The organism is Pseudomonas sp. LBUM1651, from assembly GCF_059716135.1.
Genome location: NZ_CP166805.1, coordinates 280,216 through 302,606 on the forward strand (window position 1 = coordinate 280,216; position 22,391 = coordinate 302,606).

The window sequence follows — 22,391 nt, forward strand, 5'->3', positions numbered from 1 at the left end:
TGGCTTTAATATGTTGGTGTCTAACTAAAGCTCTAGCTCGCTAAATTTAAAATTCCTGGGATATCCTGCTCCAGTTTGAGACTGTTTCCGTCATTTGTTATGTAAGACTTTAATATTTCGTATCGAAGCTTATAGCTTAAGGGGTCATTCGTGCTTCGACTTGCATTGTTGTATGCAACAACAGCGGGATGATTTTTGCTGGCATTTCTGAAAGTTTCAAAACTGAGAATTTGATCGCGAAGGTTAACTATTCCTATATTGCGCGTTAGCCAATAATAAACGGGGATGACTCCAGAACTTTTCAGGAGAGGATCGTTTTCTTTGAATATATGAAAGGCATCGGTCAGGCTTGATTTGACTCTTTCTGCACTGAGCGAAAATTCCGTTTCGGTCAATGCAGCTTCCAATGCAAAACGATCTAGGTTTATTTTTTTAGTTTCTACAAAGCCGCCGCGATGCTCAATTAATAGAAGTTTTGCTGCAACGTTTTCGCTTTGTTTTCGAGTGTTAGAGAATGCAATAGATTTAGTCAGAAAATTAGTCTGTGAAATTTCACGTATTAACCTAGGAACCTCTCCAGTCATTGCGCTTCTGACTTCGGCGCCAGTTAATGGCTTGTTGCGGTTGAGGCGTACAAATAACTCATTAATCATATCTTCTCGGTTCGTAATCACCGACATGACGGTAATGTTAAAGTTTTCCACTCTCTGTGCGATTTTTGAATGCTTTTCTTTAAGCTTGAAATAATCCATTCCTGAAATATCTACAGGCTCATCACCTAGATAAACCATGTTTTTATTTAGCTTAAGTTTTCCATCTAGAAAGTCAAATATCGCTTCAAAACGTTGCCGTCCGTCGATAACTGCATAAGGCTTTCCGGTTATATTTAAATTGCTGCTAACGTAGCTGAAGTCGGCAATATAAAATTTTGGTATATCGTATCCGTTTATGATTGAGTCAATCAAATAGGCTTTGTCTGTTGAAGACCAAACACCGGGGCTGCGTTGGTATGGCGGAGATAGATCTAGTTGGTCTCGCTCTGAATGCCACCATGAAAGAGTAGTTGCTTGAAAAGGGCGAACAACGAACATAGGCTTGCTCATTAGTTAAAATCCAAAGCTGGTTTTGATTTCAGATCCTAAGCCCGATAAATCGGGATATATGACCGAATGAGTATAGCCTATAGATAGTATTTTTTTAAATAGCTCTTGTTTTACTTGGTCGGCTACGATTAGGCAGGTAATGCAGCTCTTTGCGTAGGTTATGTTTTCCATCGCAGTAAGTCCCCGTCCGAATAGTGTAAAAGTCCCACGTTGAGCGACTATTCGTGGATTCGTATGATTTGAATAAATCGCAATCGGGTCGGTCCTTGGTGCGAGGTCGTCAGTTAAGCTCTCAATAAATCTAACAGTTGCATTGTCTGCTGGATCGGGTATGCGAGGTAGGTTTACATTGTTCAGCGCTTGTTTCGTCCACTGTAAAGGATCTAATAGCCAAACACATGGGGTATTATTTCCTTTGGAGCTCGATAGTGCAAAATATAATGCAATAAAAGGATTTTCAGACCAGTCAAGCAACCTGGTTGGTACACCAAAATGTTGGGCCATGAACATCCAGTCAAGTGGTGTGACCGGAGGCGCGCTCAAAAAAGGCGGACTGGTTTGTTTTAGTCTAGCTATAACTCGTCCCTCTAGCTCTATCGGATCTATGCTTCCATTCTTTACATCAGGATGTCGAAATAGTGATGGGGAAAGTCCGTGAGAGTAGTCCCCTGCTCCACGAAACCATCGAGGCCCTGGATTTTGCTCAATTGAAATTTCTATATGATTGAGGAACTCTGTTAAATTGCTTATAACTTCTATTCGAACCATATATCATCCATTGATGGGCTACTTTCAAAAAAGTCACACTTAGTGTGTGCTAGTAAAAATTTTCACTCGGAATTGTGTTATCACTCTGAGCCAAGAGTATACAAAACGCCATTACCCCGTCTACGACAACTTGGGTTTTTCGTAGATTGTCGGGCGCCTACTATCAGCTTTGGGTCTTGTAGGGCTTCCCTGCGCGGGAGAGGAAAGGGGACGGGCTCTGAGGAATCCCACAAATCTATACCAAGTCGTTTGACTCGTTAACGAACAAGGTCAGGGAACGCAGCAAGCGAGTCAGGAGGGCTATGGGTAAGCCGCGTAGCAAGCGCAATCAAGACAAGGCCCATGTGCGACAACTCCAACCCTACCAAACCCCAGAAACAGCAAAGCCCTCGCATCTCTGCGAGGGCTTCGTTTTGTATGGTGCGGTACCAGACGAACGGTATCTTTCTATGAAGCTAGGTTTTCAGCGGACCTGGAATTCGGTAGAAAATTTGGCGCACCCAGTTAGTAACTAAAAATAAAATCGAATCCGGAATTTATATGGCGTTAGCACATTGTCGGCCTGCGCGTAAATTATCCAAAGCAGCGTATGACCCGGTAAACACAAGCCCCGCGTGCTGGAGGTCGCTGTAGAGGCCACTCTAGACAATTAAAACTGGACTCCGAAATTCCATTTAAGAGTGATATCCGGTGTGGTTACCTTGTTTCTCAGCAACTGCATCGCTGAATCAGCAGCCTTAAAGCAATCATCAGGCAGGCAGACGGCTGTGACGGGCTGGTGCATCAGCACATTTCGTACACGATCTCGGAGATCATCTATAGCTCCGTATTGAGCAGAGCTAATGATACTGTCCTTCTCTAGGTCAATCAGGATTTCATATATTGTAGGTTTTTTGGCTTTTTTACCTTTTACTTTTAGTAGCCATAGCTCTTTAGCTACGGACTCGATCACAAACCAAAGCATTGTAAATGAACCTCTAAAATCGTGATTTTGATATGCAGATTTGGCCCTAGCGATGAACGCAAGACGTTTAATCAATACAGGATCATCAACGGCTTTCTCAAATTGTTGTAGGGCAGCGCTTATGGTGGCTTTTTTAACTTTGGTGAAATTCGACCATGTTCCAATGTCGTGATGGGGCACGTGTGCCCCATCCATTACTAAAGATGTACATCTTGCTGCCATTAGAGATATATTATTTGAATGGCTTTTTCGTACAGGTATGCCTCCCCTGAACCCTACTCGACAAGTGTTTGCAATTGAAACTGCGGAAAAAGAAATTTCACCGGAGTCGAGGCATTTTATAGACTCTGACTCTATAAATAATTGCATTACATTTGCATAATCCATATGCTCGTCCCACCATTGAACGGCCTGATTTATTTGGTCTGGATCACTCATTGGCGGTCTTGTTTTGGCAAGTTCTGTCATTCGAAGGAGCATCATTCCATCAATACATACAGCCGCAGAGAATTTTCCCGTGTGATGCCAGATGACGGGTTCCGGAATTATACCTCGAAGTTTTTTACGTTCGACTTGGTCATCAAAATCAATCCATTCCTCAACCCAAAAGCCTTTCTCATCGTAGAATCCAATAAAATCTTCAATCCCATCGTTCATTGACTCTAAGTTCAAAATTAACATCCATAAAAGCTCAGTTTAAAAAAACGGGGTCAGACCACGATTTTCGTTATTTAACTGAAAACGTGGTCTAACCCCTATTCCCGCGTTGTCACCTATGATTCAGCCTTTACTGACCTTGATTGCATCTGAAATCCAACTTTCTATGTTATTTTTAATATCGTTATAAGCATCTGAAGCTTTTGGGGTGATACAAGGAGGTATTTTGGATACACCATTCCGTTTGTATGTAAAATGATCGAGAGGGTTTTTTCCTTTTTTACCAACGCCGTCGTTAGGGTCCTTGAGATCGTTTACATGTATCGCGAGCAAACCTTTTCTGTCATTCCATGCTTTTTTGATCTCGTGCTTGACCCAAGGCCGTTCAGAAGTTTTTTCGCCCACTAGAACAACCACGCAGTCACAGTCTTTCATTTTGCTATCGATCCAATCTTCAATAGCTTTGTCTCCTTTCTTTTTAACAGTCTCCCAATCGTTGGCTTCTACAGGCTGATTGCTTTCTAATGCGCCAATGTTACGCACTAGTTGGGTTCTCATTACGTCATTGTCAAAGTGAAAACTATAAAAAACTTTGGTCTTAGCCATTTTATTTTCCTAAGCGTTGGATGATGTTAATGGTTTTTTTGATTATTTCATGTTGTGTAAGTTTTTCGTCGTTTAGTTCCTTTATTAACGGATAAATCCAAGTGTTGGTTCCGAAATACTTGGTCGGATTTTCTTCAAGTTGTGAAGTTATGATCTTTGCCATATATCCTGTTGCTCCGATAGGGATCGGGATGACGCCATTACCAACCGCAATCTCAAACTCTCGCATTACGCCATTTGCTGGAATGATAGTGCCGTTATCATTTTTTTTATTTCCGAAAATGAAGAGTGCGATCCCCGAAAGCGCGATCATTCTTTGGCGATAATCTTCCCATAGGTCTGCGAGATTCTTGTTGTTAGTCTCAAATTGTGGGAAAGGCCTAACAATCAATTGGTCTTCTGAGAATTTTTAAGGGGCAGAGTAGATTGCCTCAAGCGCACCGTTTATTACTGCGCTCCCGACTCCCCATCCAAAACCATTTACAATTCGTAAGTTAGTGATGATGAGCTTTTTGCTTAGTTCGTGAATAAAAGATTGCGCTTCAGATCTTTGCCAATCGCCATATTCTTCGGCACTTCCTGATATGAATATAGTTTTCTTTCTGAAACGTATTTCTATCTCTTTAAGTATCTCTGTTATGGTTTCGTATTCGTCTACGAGTACCGTCTGAATTTTGTATCTTTTCAGGTCGTTTATTTTAAGTTCTTGTTTTCGGGTTTTGTATTTAAATGCTTCGTCGCAGTCATTGCTGAGTCGACTTTCACGTTTCATGAAGCAGTAATGTTGTTTGTTGCTGCTGGTACGAAGCCTGCTTAAAACATAGTCTAAGTTTGGATCGGTGAAGCTGAAGCCGATAAAAAGAAATGTCTTTGATATTAAATCACCGCTCAGAGCTGTGATGAACTGTTCATGTGTCTTGTAGTATTCTTCATACTGCTCCTTTGCAATTATTGCCTTGGATGGAGAGCTTGCATCTCCATGCATCTTGTAAACGACAACATCTCGTTTAGGTTTAGTGTTCGCTAACTGGTCTATTTCATGCTTTATATCAACAACTTTAAGTGCTTCTTTAAGGCTGTCTTCGATCAATGTGTCATAATTTGTTGTCCAATATGTAGGTATTGGAAGTCTTGCGAGTATTTTATGGTTAATCGAGCTTTCAGCTTGTTCGGAAAATTCCTCAAGGATTTTTTTTGTTATTCCTGCCTTGCTGGCTCGGTGATTTACATGGTATTGCGCAAGTGAAATTAAGTCGTGTTCATCATCAATTTTTAAACCAAGTTCGTCTGCGATGTCCCTTAGTAGTTCTTTCCAATCTACATAACCTGAACTTTTTGACATCCCTGCGCCAGCAAAGATCGCAACGTTCTTTTCGGCAATATCCTTCACAAACTCTTTTATGAAGGCCTCAATTTCGTGGTCGAAAGCCATGTTGTTCTCGTTGTTGAAAGTTGACTGGGTTTAAATTTTCATCACAGCGCTGACTCGACAATCTTTTGTGTGATGTGTTTGGGTGTGTGGGGTTTTAATATTTTGCGCACTAATAGTGTTAGTGTTGGTGTTAAATATGGTTAAACTTATCGGGCTAAGTTTTATTGGCGTTTTTCTAACTGAAAAAAAATCAACAGTAAGTTGAGGCTTCCGCGGTTCTATGCGTTGTTCTGCATGGCAGACAAAAAAATTTTCCGAAGACTGGGAAGCGGTAGAAATGTACACATTGACGTCCTTGTCGCAACCAGCAGCAAGCCAGTAGGTGGCACTATGCTATCCGCGTCTAGGCTGCTCGAATAGGTACCTAGACTAAAGAAAGGCAAATGATCTACCTCAAATTGTAAGACGAAGAAAACGTACTCTGAGAATCATCTGGCCAGCCTCTTCCACCACAAGGAGGTGGGGAGGCCGGCCAGATGATTCTCAGATCTATTTTTGGAAGAAAAGGGGACGAAGAAAAGGGCAGATCTATTCTTAGCCCTCTGCCTTTGCCGTTTTCTGACCTTCGCTTAGCGGATGAGCTGCCAGGATTTTCCTAGGCGATGAGTGAGTAATTGCATGGTCAGCAAGTAGTAATAGCGCGTCGATTCAGTGCGCTGGTTTAGGTGGTGATTCAAAAACCACTCAAGGTGTTTTCTCTGCCAAGTCCATGGATTGTCGCGTTGCCAGCGCTCAGCTATTGCTGTTTGGATAGTCTTCGCCTGACGAAGGTGGCGTTGGCGCGTGGTGTGAGACCCAGTCAGGACGCCCTCCAGGAACAGCTCCATATCGAATGGCTTGCTCATGTTCGACCACCGATATAAGTCGATACCACGTCGATACGGCCGTGCCCCAGCTCATAGCTGATTTGTACTCGGGCCTCCTGATCTAGGCGTCGGTCGAGTTGATAGCAATGGCCACCGTTGATGGGTGCGGGGTAGTGGGTGATTTTTTCATAGCGTTCGCACGCATAGGCTGCCCGCAATTCGTGGAAGCCTTTGAGGTCGTGCTTATGGATGATGTCCCGTGCGGGACGGACGATTCCCTGCACAAAATCGAGGTAGCTTTCGTTCGGTGCAAGCAGGTTGCAGCTACCGTCGAGCAAAACCTGTTCGGCAAACTTCAGTGCGTCGACAATATGATTATCTACCGTAATCCAGCGAGGTGCTGAAGCGCCTGAACGGCCACCTTTGGTGCCGTCCTGGATGTTGATCTTGCCGAATTGCTTAGCTTCACGTTTTAGACGGGGAAGGTCGGCCAATATCGCCTCGCGCAAGCGCATACCGGTGACTCGCGCTAACTGAGCGATGGCCGCGGCGCGCGGCTGCTGGTTTTCGCAAAGCACCTCTACGATCCGCTTCACCTGTTCGCGGTCTTGGCCTTGCGGCACTGAACGACGAACACTGGTGCGCCGCATTCCCAGCGCCTTGCTCGGACTCGGCACTTTTACATACTGATCACCGCGAAGCGCGGCTATGGTTCGGTTCACACTGGACAACCGATTTTGCGCGGTCGCGATGGCAAGTTCGCCTTGTTCAACTTGGTGACGCAGATATCCGGCGTAGTCCAGCAAGGTTTGCCGATCAATCTGCCGAGCATCGTTAAACCCCGGGCCATCCTCCGACCGACACCAGCGCACAAACGCCTGCCAGCGATCACCGTGCGCCTTCACCGTGCCGTAATGCCCGCCGCCAAACAGATCTTTTAGCGCTTGCGGCCCGGCATAGCTCAGCTGCCGACCATAGCCAAAATTGCGCCCATCCCGTCTACCGACCAACGCCATGATCACATTCCTCTCGAAGCCAAACTCTTAAAACCTTCCCCCACGTCATCCCGCCAAGAATCTTGAGTGTTATCAGGGATCAAGGCCCCTGCGACCTGTGAGGGTTGTCCACTAACGCGGGACTGGCGGCTCCTTACGACCGGGAGCTTGGGCATCTCATGATCTGGCCTCCTGATCACTTCCGAGGAAGTGGGCGGGTGGAGGCTGCATTGGCTGACGAGACCAGCGCCGCGAGATCCTGAGTCAGGTGAAGGCAGTGAAGCGACGACCGGGGCATACCTGACTGTCAGTCAGGTGCAGTCCATTCCGTGGGCTGCGGCACCATCATCGGCATCGCTGTTGCTGGTGACATCGGTGTTTGTCGCGCCGATTGTCACGAGGGGGAATGCCGCAAAGCCTGGTACGAGGTGGGCTGCAGCAGTGGTAGGAGCGCCCGTCTCTTTCCGGAAGAAAGAGACGGGCGCAGGTTGGCGCAATGAAATGGCCAAGCGGATAGATTGCTGCAGGGCAGCTGGGGAGGGGGATGTATTTGCCGCAATGGCAATGATCTGAAGTAGGCATCCATCACTCGGTGAGTGACCGTGCGAGCCGCCGGACGCTAATCGCACTTTGGGAGAACCACCACGGTGTGGCGTAGCCTTAAAGGTCCTGGCTACCTGGGTTGCTGTCAACGACAGCGCTTTGCCCGATCTTTTCTACGCCTGTGGATAATTCGGGTCAAGGCCCGTATTTTCGGGCGTTCTTCGGCTGTGGATGAAACTATCCACCGGTGGAAATCTGTGGTTTTCCACAGACAGTTTGCGTGGGCTTTAGATTTTTTAAATGAGGTCCATCCAAGCAGGGCGGCTTTGCAGCCCCGCTTGGATGGACCCGCGTGGAAGGGCGGACTGCGGTGATCTCTTTGGCTTACCCACGTTTGGATGCGCCACGGCTATTTTGTAGGGCGGTAATGTTGTCGCCGACCGGGTGAGCGAATTCGTGGGGCGTCACATGCCCATGGCGGTTGGCGTCGATGTAGTTGCTCCAGCACGCCATGATTAGCCGACGCTGTTCGAGGAATTCGGCCTTGTGGATATAAGCGGCGCGCACGCGGTTGCGTTCCTTGTGGCTCATTTGTCTTTCGATGGCTGCGTCGGTCCATAACCCGGACTCCAGCAGGGCGCTACAGGCCATGGTCCTGAAGCCGTGGCCGCACACGTCCTTGCTGGTGTCATAGCCGACGTTGCGGAGCATGGTGTTAACCGTGTTCTCGGACATGGGCTTCCAGTACTTGTGGTCGCCCGGTAGCACCAACTCTGAAAAGCGACTGAGGCTGCGCAGGCGCTCCAGTATTTCGATGACCTGCGGCGAGAGCGGGACCATTTGAATGTCGCCGTTCATTTTGGTCCCACGTGTGGAGTTGCGTACCCCTTCAATCGGTGCGCGTGTATCGGGGATTTCCCACATGGCGCGTTGGAGGTCGAACTCACTCCATCGCGCGAAGCGCAGTTCGCTGGAGCGGACGAATACATGCAGCGTGAGCAGGACGGCAAGGCGCGTCAGCTCGCGGCCGTTGTAGTTGTCGATACGGTGTAGCAGTTCGGGTAGGCGGTTGAGGGATAGGGCCGGGCGATGGACTGTGCGCGGCGCGTGAATCGAGCCTGCCAGATCCAGTGCAGGATTCATGGTGATCTGCCGAGCCCTTTTGGCCCCGCGCATGATGGTGGATAAGTAGTTCTGTACCCTTAACGCCACATCCATGGTGCCGCGTTCCTTGATGCGCTGGGTGATCTCTAGCAGGTCATGGGTATCGAGTTCAGCGATGGGGCGTTGGCCGATCAGCGGGAAGACGTGGGTGCGCAGTCGGCTCATTACGGTTTTTGCGTGGCCTTCGGTCCAGCGGCGGGACATATCAGCGTGCCACTCCAGGGCAACGGTTTCGAAAAGCAGTGCCGCCCGCTGGGCTACGATCCTGGCCTTCTTCTTTTCTTCCATTGGGTCGAGGTTGTCTAGCAGCAACGCCTTGGCTTCGTCTCGCTTACGTCGTGCGACGGAAAGGGTAACGATGGGGTAATTGCCGATGATGAGCGTACCTTCCTTGCCGCTGGGCTTGGTGTACTTCAAGCGCCAGGTCTTCACGCCATTGGGTTTGACGAAAAGGTACATGCCGCCGCCGTCGAACAGTTTGTAGGCGCGTTCGCGGGTTTTGGCCGTGCGGCATTGCAGGTCGCTGAGGGGGATCGCTAGACGTGGCATAGGGGTACGCGCTCCTGACCGGGAAATCGCAATACCCCTAACATACCCTCGGGGAAGGGGGATTTTGTTGGATCCCGACAGAGGGTCCTGGAACGAAAAAACCCGCCAAAGGGCGGGTTTTCGGGGCTTCCAGAGCATTCGGTGGAATGCAATGGAGCCTAATGTGGTGCCGGCACCAGGAGTCGAACCCGGGACCTACTGATTACAAGTCAGTTGCTCTACCAACTGAGCTATACCGGCGTGTTAGGGCGACGATTATAGCGATTGGATTGGTTCTGTAAACCCCTGAATTCAGACTATTTTTGCGCGGGTGTCCGACCAGCCCCGCGGACGGTTCTGCGGGGCTGGCCGGTGAAGCATTACACGCCGTTTTTAACGGCGTTGATCAAGTCCTGACTCAGCACTTGCGCGGGCGCCACTTGCACGCTTTGGGTGTAGAACGGCGGCAGGTTCTGGGCCAGTGTCGACAAGGCTTGCGGGGTGGTATTGCCCGGCAGCAACACGTATTGCAGATTGGACGGATAGCTCTGCGGCACAGGGCCTTCCATGGTCGAACCGTACGCACCGAAGGTCATCACGGCTTGCGGCGTTGTTGGGTCTGGGGCGTAGAGGAAGACGAAAGTGCCGTATTTCGGATGCGTCAGGTATTGCGCGGCTTCGGCGCGTACGGCCGGGTCGGGGTCGTTCATCAGGGTCCAGCGCATGACCGCATAGCTGCGTGTGGTTTCCATGAACGCTGTACGAATCGGCGACTCCTTCTCGGCGCCGCCCAGACACACCAACAAATTACCGAACGGATCGATGAGCGCTACCGAGTTGAATACCGGAGTTTTCGGGTTGGGTTGTGCAGTTTTCAGCAGCGGCGGGGCGAGTTCTGCGCCGGGGTCACGCGGGTTGGCCGATTGCACGGTCAGTGCGAACGGGCTGAGCGCCGTGAGTGCCTGGCGCACTTTGCTGTTGGCCGGCAGGGTGGCCGGGTTTTTTAATTGATCCGGTGGCAGACCGCTGTTGTTGCTGGCCTCGCGCACGGTGTTCACGCTGGCGGAGAAGATCGAACTGCAGAGGAAGTACGCTGCCGAATCGATCGTTTGGTTGGCAAAAACAGGACTGTTCGAGCCCTGATAGGCGCGGCTGACCGGCGCTGCAATGGCGTAATAGCCCCAAGTGTCCTGCGCTTGCTGGCGGATTTGCGGTGGCAGCGACGGAAAGGTGAACTGGCTGTTGTAGTTGATGCCTGCGTAGTCATCGATCGCACTGACGGCGACGTTGAATCCTGCGGTCAGCAGCGAACCGGCGCACATGGCGCACGGGTCCAGCGTGGTGACGACGGTCAATTGGTTGGGCGGTGGCAGGTTCAGTGGTGCAACGTTCTCGTAGTACCAGTCCACCAACTGTCGCTCGCCGTGGGCGGTCGGGTCGTGGGGTAGAAAGTAGGTGGTGCCACTGCCGGGAAAAGGCATCAGCACGTTGTTGTGCAATGCGGCGATGACCTCGCCCGTTGCGTTGTTGATGATGGCGCCGCCCACGGCGAAGGTTTGCTGCAGTGCAGCGTAAATGGCTTCGTTGGCGACGGTATCGACGGCTTCCTGCGCACTGTTCAATGTGCTCATTTTTTCCCAGCTCCTTGCTGTCCCTGACGTCAGAGAATTCTGACGCTTGGCAAAGATAGTTGAGGATCTCCAGGTCGTTTATGTTCTTTTGGCTTAATGCTTATGCACAACGGGGAGTCCGACGCACGCGGTTATGATCGAAAATGTGGATCCATTCTCATTTTCTCGCAAATGCCTGTTTTTCCGGTTTTTTATTCATGTGTACGAAAATTGAACAGTTTAGTTTCAGCCTTGAAACAGGCGCAGATATTGGATCCACGATATTTCATCAACAGAGTTATCCACAGGCTGTGGCTGTTTAGGCGCGTTCCGCCAGCAACAGGAAATTACGCGGCGTGAGTGGGGTTTCACAAAAGGTGCCGAGTCGAACGGTATAACCCTGCTCGGTTAGGAAAAGTGCTCGATCAAGGTTCAGCCAAAGCTCCAACGGGCGTCGGAAAAGTCCGCGCAACAGTTCCAGATTGCGTACTTCTGCCAGTCGCTGCCAACCGGCGGCTTCGATAGCTGACCAGTCTTGCGGACCGATTGTGGATAACTCTTTAAGTGCGGCCAAATAATGGCAGTAATCGGCGAAGGATCTGTCCAGCCAGGCGCTGGGCAGGGACGGCGTGGGCAGGTATTCATCAACGCCACGCAGCTGCCGTTGCAGCAGGTCGAACGCCAGGCGCCGGGCCATGGACGTATCGCGCTGACGTCGGACACGGGCACCGGCGGTGACGGTTTCGCTCATCGGGAGTGAAAGATCATCGAGTGACAGCTGTAGGTCGGAGCGCACACCGACAGAGGAAACTGGCTGGTACGCAGGAAGACTGATCCGGTTGTAGCAACACGGCGCAACCGCCATTTGTTTGCACCCGGCGGCGCTGGCAAGCTGGATCAGTCGCACATGCAGATCGCCACAGGCGTGCAGTGCGACAGGTGTGTGATCGGCGCTCAACAAAGAGGCGGCGCCAGGCGCAAGTACATCCTGCTCGACATGCAGCGCATGCAATTGATGACGCTGGCTAAGCGCCTGGCCACTGAGGACCAGTGCTGGATCGTGCTCAAGACAAGTGAGCAATTGACCGGGTTGCAGCAACCGCCGCCCCAAGTGGCCCTTGCCAGAGCACCAATCCAGCCAATGCTTGGGTGGCACAGCAAACGACAACCGACTGGCAAACGCTTCGATCTGCTGCCACTTGCGCCCCGGCACATCGACATTCAAGCGATGCCCGGCCGCTTCGAGCGCATGAGCCGGCAGCTCGGCCACAGAACCCAGCTCGAGGGCTGACGCCGCCAACGAAGCAAACGGTTCCGGCGCATCCAGCAGACAAGGTTGGTTATGACTGTTTTCCGCATCTTCCAGCGACCGCCCGCGTAGCCATAAAGCCAACTCCGGGTAGGACGTTTCCCAAGGAAGCTGCAGATGATTAAACGGTCGAGGCTTCCACAACGCCTGATGCTCAATCAGAAAAGCATCCAGCGCCGTGAAACGGGCGAGCAAGTCTTCGCCCGTCAACACGCGGGAATCAACGCCCCTGGCAGGCATCGACGCGCAACCAGCGCTCCAGCAGCTTGAAGCCGCGAACCAGCACGTAAGCCATCAGCAGATAGAACATGCCTGCGGCGAAGAAGATCTCCACCGGCAGATAAGTCCGGGCAATGATGGTGCGGGCCATGCCGGTCAGTTCCAGCAGGGTCACGGTGCTGGCCAGGGCACTGGCCTTGAGCATCAGGATCACTTCGTTGCTGTAGGCCGGCAGGCCGATACGCGCAGCACGAGGCAGGATGATGTAGAACAGCGCCTTGGCCCGGGACATCCCCAGCGCCCGTGCCGCTTCGATCTCGCCCGGTGGAATCGCCTGGATCGCGCCACGCAGAATCTCGGCGATGTAGGCCGCCGTGTGCAGCGTCATGGTCGCCGTGGCGCACCAGAACGGATTGCGCAGGTATGGCCACATCGAGCTGTTACGGATCGCATCGAACTGCGCCAGGCCGTAATAGACCAAAAACAGCTGAACCAGCAACGGCGTGCCACGGAAAAAGAAGATGTAGCCGTAGGGGAATGCGCGCACCCACCACAGGCGCGACGAGCGCGCGATGCCCAGCGGAATCGCCAGCAACAGACCGGCAATCACGGCAATGGCCACCAACTCCAGGGTCAGCGTCGCGCCCTGCGCCAGTTTCGGCAGCCACTTGATGATGACTTCCCAGTTCATTGGGTGCTCCTCGCGAAGCCGCGAGCGGCGCGTTTTTCCATGAAGTGCATGCCGGTCATGGCGAGAATCGTCAGGCCCAGGTACATGAACGCGGCCACCATATAGAACGTGAACGGCTGCTTGGACACGGTCACGCCGATTTGCGCGTGACGCATGATTTCTTCCAGGCCGATGACCGACACCAGCGCGGTGTCTTTCATCAGGATCATGAACAGGTTGCCCAGGCCGGGCAGGGCGATGCGCCACATCTGCGGCATGATCAATCGGGTGAAGATGCGCAATTTCGACAGGCCCAACGCCACGCCTGCTTCACGGTGACCTTTGGGGATGGCGAGGATCGCACCACGAAACACTTCCGTGGCGTAGGCGCCAAAGCACAGGCCCAGCGCAATCACGCCGGCGGCGAAGGCATTGAGTTCGAGGTCGGGATTGCCGAAAAACTCGCCAAGGGCACGCATCAGGTTGACTGTGCCGAAGTAGATCAACAGCACCCAGAGCAATTCCGGGATACCGCGAACCAGTGTCGAATAAGTGCCGCCAAGCCATTGCAGCGGCTTGTACGGGGAAGTCTTGGCCAAGGCGCCGAGCAAACCGAGCACCAGCCCGAGACACAGGGCCGAGAGTGCCAGTTTCACAGTCATCAGCGCACCAGCGGCGAGCGCCGGGCCGAATCCGTAGAGGTCGATAATCATGGATTTCTTTTCAAATCGCGGCAGGCAATGCCAGAGACTGGCACCGTCAGCGAACGGAGCCAGTCAGGCAGGTCAGAATCAATAGATGCTGAACGGGAAGTACTTGTCGTTGATCTTTTTGTAAGTGCCGTCAGCGACGATTTCTTTCAGTGCGGTGTTCAGCTTCGTGCGGATCTCATCGCCTTTACGTACTGCGATACCGATCTTGTCGCTTTCTTCCACCGGGTCGCCTTTGAATTCGTAAGACTTGCCGGCGTCGCTTTTCAGCCACTCGTAGTTGACGTATTTGTCCGCAAGGATGCCGTCCAGACGACCGGAAGTCAGATCGAGGTAAGCGTTTTCCTGGGTGTCATAGAGTTTGGTTTCAACGCCTGGCATGTTGTCTTCAAGCCAGGTGCCGGCCAGTGTCGCGCGCTGGGCGCCGATCACTTTGCCCTGCAGCGCATCCTTGTCGGTTTTGAAGTCGACGTTTTTCGGCGCGATGAATTGCAGCTTGTTCGAGTAGTACGGGTCGGTGAAGTCGACCGCTTGCTTGCGCTCGTCGGTGATCGACATCGAGGAGATCAGGAAGTCGAACTTCTTGGCGTTCAGGGCCGGGATGATGCCGTCCCAGTCGGACGTGACCACGGCGCATTCGACTTTCATCTTGGCGCACAGGGCGTCGCCGATTTCCTTGTCGAAGCCGACGACATTGCCACTGGCATCTTTGTTGTTGAACGGTGGGTAGGCCGCTTCGATGCCCATCTTCAGGGTTTCGGCCATGGCACCGGCGCTGAAGGCCAGGGTGACGGCGGCTGCCAGGAAGACCTTTTTGTAGTTCTGCATGCGGGTAGCTCCGTTAGCGGTTGCTGGACATGAATTGTTTGCAGCGCGCCGAAAGCGGGTTTTCGAACACCTGCTGTGGCGATCCTTGCTCTTCTACCAGGCCCTGGTGGAGGAACACCACTTCGCTGGACACCTGACGGGCGAACCCCATTTCGTGGGTGACCAGCAGCATGGTGCGGCCTTCTTCGGCCAGTGCGCGGATGACATTAAGTACTTCCTGGACCATTTCCGGGTCAAGGGCAGAGGTGGGTTCGTCGAACAGGATCACCTTGGGTTGCATCGCCAGCGTGCGGGCGATGGCCGCGCGTTGCTGCTGGCCGCCGGACAGTTGCGCCGGGTATGCATGGCGCTTGTCGGCGATGCCGACCTTGGCCAGCAAGGCTTCGGCGACTTCGATGGCTTCGGCCTTGCTCTGGCCGAGCACGCGACGCGGCGCTTCGATGATGTTGTCGAGCACGCTCATGTGCGGCCACAGATTAAAGTTTTGAAACACAAAACCAATCTCGCTGCGCAGGCGATTGATCTGCTTGCCGTCGGCCGCCACCAGTTCGCCGTTCTTGGCGGCTTTGAGCTTGAGTTCTTCGCCGGCCACCAGGATCTGACCCTGATGCGGGTTTTCCAGCAGGTTGATGCAACGCAGGAACGTGGACTTGCCGGAACCGGAGGAACCCAGGATCGAGATCACATCGCCGTCGCGGGCGGTCAGCGAGATGCCTTTGAGCACCTCAAGCTGTCCGTAGCGTTTGTGCAAGTTGCGGATTTCAAGCGCGGGCGTGGCCTCAGCCATGTGCGTTCCTCATAGTGTTTCGCTCCTGCTGTTGGTTGGCCTTCCTGGCGAGGCGGCCAACCTAGCATAGCGTCTGAATGGCAGCCAACAGCGCTACGGGTGGTAAACGGGTGGCATGTGGCAGGTTGTCGCATCGGTACAGCAGACTGTCGCGCTGCTATCAACCGAACAGCCGTTTGAACCAGTTGGGGGGCGGCTGTCCCGTAAAAAAGGGCGCGATGTTGCCAGCTTTGGCGGGGTGTTGGAAGCGCTAACCGGCCAAACGTTCCTGATACGCACTTTTATTGTGCGTTGAGCATTTCCTGGGTGTGTTTCCGGTGCGCAGATTCGTTCCTTAAGTGAGTCGCAGGGTAACGCTCTGGCAAAGTGCTATTGCTTTCAATGACTTGCGATGACTGTCCGGTCAGGACGAGATCGCCGGACTAGAGGGTTTTGAAACATTTTGGCGCACTTATTGCGTGCAGATTCCGGAACGCCCCGTTGGTTTCTTTTTACAGAAGAGAATTCACGGCGGGATGCATGCATTCGCTTTTCCTTACAAAGGTAGTTTCAATGAGCAATACCCAAAGCTCTAACGGCCTCGAACAGGGGCTCAAACCGCGGCATGTGACCATGCTGTCGATCGCCGGGGTTATCGGCGCCGGCCTGTTCGTTGGCTCGGGCCACGCAATCGCTGCAGCAGGCCCGGCCGTGCTGTTGGCCTACGCCGCCGCCGGTATGCTGGTGGTGTTGGTGATGCGCATGCTGGGTGAAATGGCGGTTGCCTCGCCAGACACCGGCTCCTTCTCGACATACGCCGATCGCGCGATCGGTCACTGGGCCGGTTTTACCATCGGCTGGTTGTACTGGTGGTTCTGGGTGCTGGTGATCCCGCTGGAGGCCAACGCCGCCGCAACCATCCTGCATGCCTGGTTCCCAGGCGTGGACATCTGGGCTTTCGCCCTGGTCATCACGATGCTGCTGACCGTCACCAACCTGTTCAGCGTGAAGAACTACGGCGAGTTCGAGTTCTGGTTCGCCCTGCTCAAAGTCGTGGCGATCATCGGCTTCATTATTCTCGGCGTTCTGGCGATCTTCGGTTTCCTGCCGAACAGTCAGGTCAGCGGCGTTTCGCACCTGTTTGACACCCAAGGCTTCCTGCCAAACGGCATGGGCGCGGTACTGGGCGCTATCCTGACCACCATGTTTTCCTTCATGGGCACCGAGATCGTAACCATCGCGGCCGCGGAATCGAAGAACCCTGGCAAGCAAATCTCCAAGGCCACCAACTCGGTGATCTGGCGGATCGGTTTGTTCTACCTCGTATCGATCTTCATCGTCGTGGCCCTGGTGCCATGGAACGACCCGGTACTGGCCAGCGTCGGTTCCTACCAGACCGTGCTTGAACGCATGGGCATCCCGAATGCCAAAATGATCGTCGACATTGTGGTGCTGGTTGCCGTGACCAGCTGCCTGAACTCGGCGCTCTACACGTCGTCGCGCATGATGTTTTCCCTGGGCAAACGCGGTGATGCGCCGGCCGTGTCCACGCGCACCAACAAGAGCGGCACGCCTTACTGGGCGGTGATGTTGTCCACGGGCGCAGCGTTCCTGGCCACATTCGCCAACTATGTGGCACCGACTGCGGTGTTCGAATTCCTGCTGGCCAGCTCCGGCGCCATCGCATTGCTGGTGTACCTGGTGATCGCAATCTCGCAACTGCGCATGCGCAAACAGCGCATGGGCCGCGGTGAAAAAATCGCCTTCAGCATGTGGCTGTTCCCGGGCCTGACCTACGCGGTGATCATCTTCATCGTCGCGGCCCTGACCATCATGTTGTTCCAGGACGCCCATCGCGTGGAAATCCTCGCGACCGGTTTCCTGAGCCTGTGTGTGGTGGCTGCCGGGTTGTTTGTGGCTCGCCGTCGTCGCAATGAGCAGCTGATTGGCGCGGTGGCGCGCTAGGTTTACGTCCACTGTCGATGTACCGAAAACGACCGCCATCAGCAATGATCGCGGTCGTTTTTGCTTTCATTCAGGGGCTTTATCGATCGGCTCTCTGATGGACACGATGATGTCGAGATAGTAGCCTTCCCGTCGAATGTGTATCTCGCTGTTGCGGGGTGCGATGGAGTTTCAGGACATGGATTGTTCGACGCCCCCAGCCTTCCTGGCTAAAGCCCTCGACCCTTTCTTGCCCGCTCCCTCATCTGATGCGTGTCACAGATGCATTTGCGTGCGCCTGCCGTTTGCGCGGCAGTCACGAGCCAACGCTGCATGGAGATAGCCCGGCCATTCAGCCAACCCATCTGGGCATCAAGGAGAGACAGGCATGGCGTTTACATCGGTTGTGTTCAAAAACCCTAACACCGGAGCCATGAAGGAAGCCCCGATCGGCTTCTCGTGGACCGTGTTTTTCTTTGGCTTCCTGCCGCCACTGTTCCGTGGCGACATCAAGTGGGCAGCGATCATGTTCATCGTGGCCTGCTTCACGTTCGGCCTCAGCAACTTCGTGTTCATGTTCATCTACAACAAGCTGTACGTGCGCGACCTGATCGGCGCCGGCTTCAAGGCCCAGTCCATCGCCAGCGGTGATCTGAGCTACGCCAGTGCCAAGGTCGGGATGGAAATCCCGCGTCTGGATGCTGTCGCTGCCTGATTGTTGTTTTTCAGGTTTGCAAAAAAAACGGCCGCTGTCAGTGATGACATGCGGCCGTTTTTGTTTTCGTCAGTTGTTTTTCGATTCAATCGGGGTGAACCCAGTCTTCTACACGTAATCCAGAAACCCGCTCGAACTCTCGCAGGTTGTTGGTTACGACAACTAATCCGCGTGAGCGCGCGTGCCCGGCAATCATCTGGTCATAGGGACCTATGGGCGTTCCAGCCTTTGCCAGTTCGGATCTAATCATTCCGGTGTGCGCAGCGGCCTCATTGTCGAAAGACAAAACCTCAAGACGTGCCGCGAACCCCTCAACCACGGCGATATTCTTTTCGGGAGTCGCAGATTTTTCGGCACCGTAGATCAGCTCCATCAGCGTCACCATACTGATGCACAACTGTCCGTCATGAAGGTTGAAGGCTTCTCTTACGATTTGCGGTTTGTTCTTGATGGTGAAGATGCAGATGTTGGTGTCGAGCATGAACTTGATCATCAGAACGACTCACGCTCCTGATCAGCGGGTTGGTCGCGATGGGACATGAAGTCGGTGCTCACTCCATCACCGTCGAACCAGCTGTCCCATGTTTCGTCTGCCGGGGTGATGATACGAGCCCTGCCGATGGCGACTACGTTGACTCGTTTTACATCGCTCGGCATTGCCACAGCTTTCGGAAGGCGAACAGCCTGGCTTCGATTGCTCATGAAAAGGGTGGTCTGTTCCATTTTGGCCTCCTGCGTTTTTGTGGCTATGGTGAACACAAAGAATAGAATTCTTTTGGGATATGTCAACGGGATATACGAAGCCTCTGACAAGAGGTCATATGGATTTTTGAGGATGGCTTCCAAAAAAACGGCTGCTGTCAGTGATGACATGCGGCCGTTTTTGTTTCTGACGACGATGCTTACTCGGCTTTTTCTTCCTGCGCGTCCAGCGACTGGCGATAGCTGTCCAGCGCATCGCCGAAGTCGGTGATGAACTGCGGATCGGTCAGCCAGGCCTGGGCGGCATCGCGGTCCATGCCGTCGGCCCACATGCGGTAGTCGATCAGCATGTCGGCGGCCAAGTGGGTGGCGGCCATGGCTTCGTTGTCGGCGTTTTCCATGTCCAGCAGTTCTGGATGGTCGCTGATGATTTGCGCGAGGTCCGACAGCAACGTCAGCAGCATATCGCTGCGGCTGGTGGCTTCCGCGTCGCGCATCTTGCTGAACATCGCCAGGGTGTATTCCGGGATCGGCTCGCCGATGTCGCCCAGGTCATCGTCCAGCGCGGCGGGTTTTCTGCCGTGGATATTGATCTGCCGGGCTTTGATCTTGGCGCGTTTGGCGCGTTTCTGTTGCTTGTTCAGGGATGCCATGGGAACTCAGTTCGGTTTCTGTTGGGTTTGGGCTGCGATGATGTCGGAAGCCGCTACATAGTCGGCCTGGAAGGCCGGGGATTCGATCCACGCCAGGGCGCCCGCTTCGTCCACTTCGGTGGACCATTGGCGATACTCGATCAGCGCGGCGAGGATGAAATCCATCGCGCCTTCTTCACCTTCCTGCTCGTACACCAGTTCCAGCAATGGGTCTTCGAGGAACGCGACGCACATGGCTTGCTGACTGGTTTTTTCAGCGTCGATCATTTCCTTGAACAGTTCGGTGAGGTCCACCGATTCAAAGTCGATGCGATCGTCGTTCGGATCCAGCTCGACCGGCGCGGCAGCCCGTTGGGTGCGGTTCTGCTTGGCCTTGGCTTTGGCGCGGGTGGCGCGTTTTTGCTGCTTGTTGGCGGAGGCCATGGTTGTTGATCCGTCGTGCGTTAAAAGGACTCGCTGCGCGGTACTGTCCGCCCGGGGGTATCGGGGGCCAATTCGCCGTTTTGCAGCCAGGACAATGCAATGGGCCATAGTGTGGCTTGGTATGCGCTACGAAAAAAGGCGAAATGTCCGACTTCTGCTTCGCCGATGTCTTCGGGGGTGATTCGTAAGTGGGTGTTTGTACCGCCGCTGAAGTAGCGAAGCAGGCGTTCGATGGCTGCAATGGTGCCGTAAGGATCGTCGGTAATGCTGATGGCGAGGGTTTTAGCGGTCATCGTCGCGAAGGGTAGTGCACCGGTCTTGGCGGCGATGGCTCGACCGCTGGGGCGCATTTCGTATCGGCCGGTGGGCGTGGCCCAGTCGCGAACCACTCCGGCAGGCGTGTCTTCCAGCCAGCCAAGGCGCTTCCCGGGAAAGTATCCGCAGATCATCGTGAGCAGCGGCATCACCACATGCCATTTGCCGAACATCCGCCAACGATGAGCAGGCGCATAGTCGCGCCAGTAAGCGAATTGCGCACCGACGGTCACCAGGCGCCGGATCAGATGTCCTGAAGCTCCCAGGCCCGCCGCACAGCCCCCAAAGCTGTGGCCGACGACATCGATGGGCTGACCGGGGAATTCACGCTGAGCGCGCTTGAGCATTGCCTCGAAATCCAGCGCACCCCAGTCGGACCATGAGGCGGCGAGGTTTTTTAATGACGCAGGGCGTGATTCGCCGATGCCGCGGTAATCGTAGGTGATGACGTCGAAGCCGTTGGCGAACAGGTAGTCGGCGAAGCGCGAGTAGTGGCGGCAGCGGACGGAGGTGGCGGCGTTGATGATGACGACCGGGCGCACAATGTCCGGAACGGCGTGCCGCCAGGTGAAACCGCCGAGGATGAAGCCGTCTGCGGCGGGCTCCCTGAACGGTTCGCCAGAAGCGGAGGCTGGCAGCGGCAACTCGATTTGAGTGGGGGCCAGTGACGTGTCCTGAAAATTCATCGACTTCGGACCTTTGCGGGTAGCTGCCAACGATAGTCTTCACACCGCTTATGAACAATCCATCCGCGGCTATAGGGGGATCTGATCGAGCAGTCGCTCCTTTATTGCCGCCTGTTCCCTGTCCAGTTCCGCGCGTAGTTCCTCTTCGCTGGGCAGGATTGTTTTGTATTTACTGGCGAAGAGTTGTTCGTTGTCTTTCAACACCGAGTAGCGAACCACTGATTCATCTTTTTGCGCGCAGAGAATGATGCCGACGGTGGGACCATCCTCCGGTCCGCGTTTGAGGTCGTCATACATGCGCACGTACATGTCCATTTGGCCGACATCCTGATGAGTCAGTTCGCCGCGCTTGAGATCGAAGATGACGAAACACTTGAGCAGGTAGTTGTAGAACACCAGATCAATGTAGAAGTCTTTGCTTTCGGTGCTGATGCGTTGTTGGCGGGCGATGAAGGCAAATCCTTTTCCCAGTTCAAGCAGGAAGGCTTGAAGCTGATGGATCAGTGCCTGTTCGAGATTGGTTTCCTGAGTCAAGCCCGCGTTGGTCGAGCCAAGAAACTCCAGTATCACCGGATCCCTGATGAAATCCCGTGGCTGCGCTTTCATTTTTTGGATGTTGGTGGCGGCTTCCTGTTTGACGGCAGGTCGGTCGCGGCTTGTCAGCAGGCGTTCGTAGTAGAGGGTGTTGATCTGACGTTCAAGAGCGCGGCTTGACCAGTTTTGGTTGGCAGCTTCGTCCATATACCATTTGCGTGCGGTGTCACTATCGACTCGCAGCAACCTGCGGTAGTGGGTCCAGCTCAATTCGTGACGCAGTGCGTCTCGAATTGGAAACGCTTGATAAAACAATCGCATTTTTCGCAAGTTGGTTTCGTCAAAACCCTTACCAAACTCCACTGTCAGGACCTTCGCCAGCGTTGCCAGCAACTGCTTTCCATAACCCGCCCGCCGGGCCCCCTCCTGCTCAAACTCCACAATATGCCTCCCAATCTGCCAGCAGGTTTGCACCTGGACCGTATCGACCGCCCGCAGCACCTTCTGCCGTGCCTCACGGATCAGTTCGCCAAGATTGCCTAATAGCGAGGCGAGTTGTGGGTCTTGAGTGTTAGCGGGTTTGAGTGCGCTCATGAAGTCTTCCGCGTCTATGTGGACAGGCAGAAGAGGATTGCAGGGGAGGTAGGGGCGACGATGCCGGGCGCGGCTGAGAATTGGGAAGGAAAGCCCGATTGGTTTTGCGGGATCGCTCCGACGGCAATCCGTGTTGATGGAATACAT

Annotated in this window: 21 protein-coding genes, 1 tRNA gene and 1 pseudogene; 2 read left to right on the forward strand and 21 right to left on the reverse strand. The window is 53.6% G+C overall.

The window, feature by feature from the left end; translation table 11 throughout:
• Positions 1-32: 32 nt before the first annotated feature.
• From ACA066_RS01375 to ACA066_RS01445, 15 genes and pseudogenes are all read right to left on the reverse strand, one after another.
• Positions 33-1,103, reverse strand: a complete 1,071-nt coding sequence (locus ACA066_RS01375; protein ID WP_448193582.1) for a DUF262 domain-containing protein — start codon at positions 1,101-1,103, stop codon at positions 33-35.
• 3 nt (positions 1,104-1,106) lie between these two features.
• Positions 1,107-1,871: an FRG domain-containing protein gene (locus ACA066_RS01380; RefSeq protein WP_448193581.1), complete on the reverse strand. Its 765-nt coding sequence runs from the start codon at positions 1,869-1,871 to the stop codon at positions 1,107-1,109.
• 649 nt (positions 1,872-2,520) lie between these two features.
• Positions 2,521-3,516 carry a hypothetical protein gene (locus tag ACA066_RS01385; RefSeq protein WP_497697830.1) on the reverse strand — a complete coding sequence of 332 codons (996 nt, stop codon included), beginning with the start codon at positions 3,514-3,516 and terminating at the stop codon, positions 2,521-2,523.
• A 99-nt stretch (positions 3,517-3,615) separates the two neighbouring features.
• A complete protein-coding gene (locus ACA066_RS01390) occupies positions 3,616-4,098 on the reverse strand; it encodes a TIR domain-containing protein (protein WP_497697831.1) in 483 nt (160 codons plus the stop codon).
• Position 4,099: 1 nt separating this feature from the next.
• Positions 4,100-5,530: pseudogene (locus tag ACA066_RS01395) on the reverse strand (SIR2 family protein).
• A gap of 569 nt (positions 5,531-6,099) precedes the next feature.
• On the reverse strand, positions 6,100-6,375 hold the full coding sequence (locus ACA066_RS01400) for a hypothetical protein (RefSeq protein ID WP_448193577.1): 276 nt from the start codon (positions 6,373-6,375) through the stop codon (positions 6,100-6,102).
• Positions 6,372-7,352: an integrase domain-containing protein gene (locus ACA066_RS01405; RefSeq protein ID WP_497697832.1), complete on the reverse strand. Its 981-nt coding sequence runs from the start codon at positions 7,350-7,352 to the stop codon at positions 6,372-6,374. The genes ACA066_RS01400 and ACA066_RS01405 overlap by 4 nt, the downstream gene beginning before the upstream one ends.
• A gap of 906 nt (positions 7,353-8,258) precedes the next feature.
• Positions 8,259-9,587, reverse strand: a complete 1,329-nt coding sequence (locus ACA066_RS01410) for a tyrosine-type recombinase/integrase (protein WP_497697833.1) — start codon at positions 9,585-9,587, stop codon at positions 8,259-8,261.
• 164 nt (positions 9,588-9,751) lie between these two features.
• Positions 9,752-9,827: transfer RNA gene (locus tag ACA066_RS01415), tRNA-Thr, on the reverse strand.
• A gap of 119 nt (positions 9,828-9,946) precedes the next feature.
• Positions 9,947-11,197 carry a nucleoside deaminase gene (locus ACA066_RS01420; RefSeq protein ID WP_497697834.1) on the reverse strand — a complete coding sequence of 417 codons (1,251 nt, stop codon included), beginning with the start codon at positions 11,195-11,197 and terminating at the stop codon, positions 9,947-9,949.
• A gap of 298 nt (positions 11,198-11,495) precedes the next feature.
• Positions 11,496-12,725: a methyltransferase gene (locus ACA066_RS01425; protein ID WP_497697835.1), complete on the reverse strand. Its 1,230-nt coding sequence runs from the start codon at positions 12,723-12,725 to the stop codon at positions 11,496-11,498.
• Complete coding sequence (locus tag ACA066_RS01430; RefSeq protein WP_214380216.1) at positions 12,706-13,395, reverse strand: ABC transporter permease; 690 nt, start codon at positions 13,393-13,395, stop codon at positions 12,706-12,708. The genes ACA066_RS01425 and ACA066_RS01430 overlap by 20 nt, the downstream gene beginning before the upstream one ends.
• Positions 13,392-14,087: an ABC transporter permease gene (locus ACA066_RS01435; protein WP_214380217.1), complete on the reverse strand. Its 696-nt coding sequence runs from the start codon at positions 14,085-14,087 to the stop codon at positions 13,392-13,394. Before ACA066_RS01435 ends, ACA066_RS01430 begins: the two co-directional genes overlap by 4 nt.
• A gap of 78 nt (positions 14,088-14,165) precedes the next feature.
• Positions 14,166-14,912, reverse strand: a complete 747-nt coding sequence (locus tag ACA066_RS01440) for an ABC transporter substrate-binding protein (protein ID WP_497697836.1) — start codon at positions 14,910-14,912, stop codon at positions 14,166-14,168.
• 13 nt (positions 14,913-14,925) lie between these two features.
• Complete coding sequence (locus ACA066_RS01445; protein ID WP_007897462.1) at positions 14,926-15,699, reverse strand: ABC transporter ATP-binding protein; 774 nt, start codon at positions 15,697-15,699, stop codon at positions 14,926-14,928.
• 552 nt (positions 15,700-16,251) lie between these two features.
• Here ACA066_RS01445 and gabP point away from each other — a divergent pair.
• Together gabP and ACA066_RS01455 are read left to right on the forward strand one after the other, a co-directional pair.
• Positions 16,252-17,643, forward strand: a complete 1,392-nt coding sequence (gene gabP / locus ACA066_RS01450; RefSeq protein ID WP_497697837.1) for a GABA permease — start codon at positions 16,252-16,254, stop codon at positions 17,641-17,643.
• Between the two features lie 367 nt (positions 17,644-18,010).
• A complete protein-coding gene (locus ACA066_RS01455) occupies positions 18,011-18,337 on the forward strand; it encodes a hypothetical protein (RefSeq protein WP_017336019.1) in 327 nt (108 codons plus the stop codon).
• Between the two features lie 85 nt (positions 18,338-18,422).
• Here the strand turns inward: ACA066_RS01455 and vapC are convergent, their stop codons facing one another.
• From vapC to ACA066_RS01485, 6 genes are all read right to left on the reverse strand, one after another.
• Positions 18,423-18,830 carry a type II toxin-antitoxin system tRNA(fMet)-specific endonuclease VapC gene (gene vapC, locus ACA066_RS01460; protein WP_497697838.1) on the reverse strand — a complete coding sequence of 136 codons (408 nt, stop codon included), beginning with the start codon at positions 18,828-18,830 and terminating at the stop codon, positions 18,423-18,425.
• Positions 18,830-19,060, reverse strand: coding sequence for a type II toxin-antitoxin system VapB family antitoxin (vapB, locus tag ACA066_RS01465; protein ID WP_017336021.1), 231 nt, complete (start codon positions 19,058-19,060; stop codon positions 18,830-18,832). The genes vapC and vapB overlap by 1 nt, the downstream gene beginning before the upstream one ends.
• Before the next feature lie 179 nt (positions 19,061-19,239).
• On the reverse strand, positions 19,240-19,692 hold the full coding sequence (locus ACA066_RS01470; RefSeq protein ID WP_214380222.1) for a hypothetical protein: 453 nt from the start codon (positions 19,690-19,692) through the stop codon (positions 19,240-19,242).
• A 6-nt stretch (positions 19,693-19,698) separates the two neighbouring features.
• A complete protein-coding gene (locus tag ACA066_RS01475) occupies positions 19,699-20,115 on the reverse strand; it encodes a hypothetical protein (RefSeq protein WP_497697839.1) in 417 nt (138 codons plus the stop codon).
• A gap of 20 nt (positions 20,116-20,135) precedes the next feature.
• Positions 20,136-21,116, reverse strand: a complete 981-nt coding sequence (locus ACA066_RS01480; protein ID WP_497697840.1) for an alpha/beta hydrolase family protein — start codon at positions 21,114-21,116, stop codon at positions 20,136-20,138.
• Positions 21,117-21,185: 69 nt separating this feature from the next.
• Positions 21,186-22,244, reverse strand: a complete 1,059-nt coding sequence (locus ACA066_RS01485) for a PDDEXK nuclease domain-containing protein (RefSeq protein WP_497697841.1) — start codon at positions 22,242-22,244, stop codon at positions 21,186-21,188.
• Positions 22,245-22,391 lie beyond the last annotated feature (147 nt).

Coding starts and splice junctions, on each gene's coding strand:
- ACA066_RS01375 (WP_448193582.1), bottom strand. CDS start 1,103: ATGAGCAAGCCTATGTTCGTTGTTCGCCCTTTTCAAGCAACTACTCTT.
- ACA066_RS01380 (WP_448193581.1), bottom strand. CDS start 1,871: ATGGTTCGAATAGAAGTTATAAGCAATTTAACAGAGTTCCTCAATCAT.
- ACA066_RS01385 (WP_497697830.1), bottom strand. CDS start 3,516: ATGTTAATTTTGAACTTAGAGTCAATGAACGATGGGATTGAAGATTTT.
- ACA066_RS01390 (WP_497697831.1), bottom strand. CDS start 4,098: ATGGCTAAGACCAAAGTTTTTTATAGTTTTCACTTTGACAATGACGTA.
- ACA066_RS01400 (WP_448193577.1), bottom strand. CDS start 6,375: ATGAGCAAGCCATTCGATATGGAGCTGTTCCTGGAGGGCGTCCTGACT.
- ACA066_RS01405 (WP_497697832.1), bottom strand. CDS start 7,352: ATGGCGTTGGTCGGTAGACGGGATGGGCGCAATTTTGGCTATGGTCGG.
- ACA066_RS01410 (WP_497697833.1), bottom strand. CDS start 9,587: ATGCCACGTCTAGCGATCCCCCTCAGCGACCTGCAATGCCGCACGGCC.
- ACA066_RS01420 (WP_497697834.1), bottom strand. CDS start 11,197: ATGAGCACATTGAACAGTGCGCAGGAAGCCGTCGATACCGTCGCCAAC.
- ACA066_RS01425 (WP_497697835.1), bottom strand. CDS start 12,725: ATGCCTGCCAGGGGCGTTGATTCCCGCGTGTTGACGGGCGAAGACTTG.
- ACA066_RS01430 (WP_214380216.1), bottom strand. CDS start 13,395: ATGAACTGGGAAGTCATCATCAAGTGGCTGCCGAAACTGGCGCAGGGC.
- ACA066_RS01435 (WP_214380217.1), bottom strand. CDS start 14,087: ATGATTATCGACCTCTACGGATTCGGCCCGGCGCTCGCCGCTGGTGCG.
- ACA066_RS01440 (WP_497697836.1), bottom strand. CDS start 14,912: ATGCAGAACTACAAAAAGGTCTTCCTGGCAGCCGCCGTCACCCTGGCC.
- ACA066_RS01445 (WP_007897462.1), bottom strand. CDS start 15,699: ATGGCTGAGGCCACGCCCGCGCTTGAAATCCGCAACTTGCACAAACGC.
- gabP (WP_497697837.1), top strand. CDS start 16,252: ATGAGCAATACCCAAAGCTCTAACGGCCTCGAACAGGGGCTCAAACCG.
- ACA066_RS01455 (WP_017336019.1), top strand. CDS start 18,011: ATGGCGTTTACATCGGTTGTGTTCAAAAACCCTAACACCGGAGCCATG.
- vapC (WP_497697838.1), bottom strand. CDS start 18,830: ATGATCAAGTTCATGCTCGACACCAACATCTGCATCTTCACCATCAAG.
- vapB (WP_017336021.1), bottom strand. CDS start 19,060: ATGGAACAGACCACCCTTTTCATGAGCAATCGAAGCCAGGCTGTTCGC.
- ACA066_RS01470 (WP_214380222.1), bottom strand. CDS start 19,692: ATGGCATCCCTGAACAAGCAACAGAAACGCGCCAAACGCGCCAAGATC.
- ACA066_RS01475 (WP_497697839.1), bottom strand. CDS start 20,115: ATGGCCTCCGCCAACAAGCAGCAAAAACGCGCCACCCGCGCCAAAGCC.
- ACA066_RS01480 (WP_497697840.1), bottom strand. CDS start 21,116: ATGAATTTTCAGGACACGTCACTGGCCCCCACTCAAATCGAGTTGCCG.
- ACA066_RS01485 (WP_497697841.1), bottom strand. CDS start 22,244: ATGAGCGCACTCAAACCCGCTAACACTCAAGACCCACAACTCGCCTCG.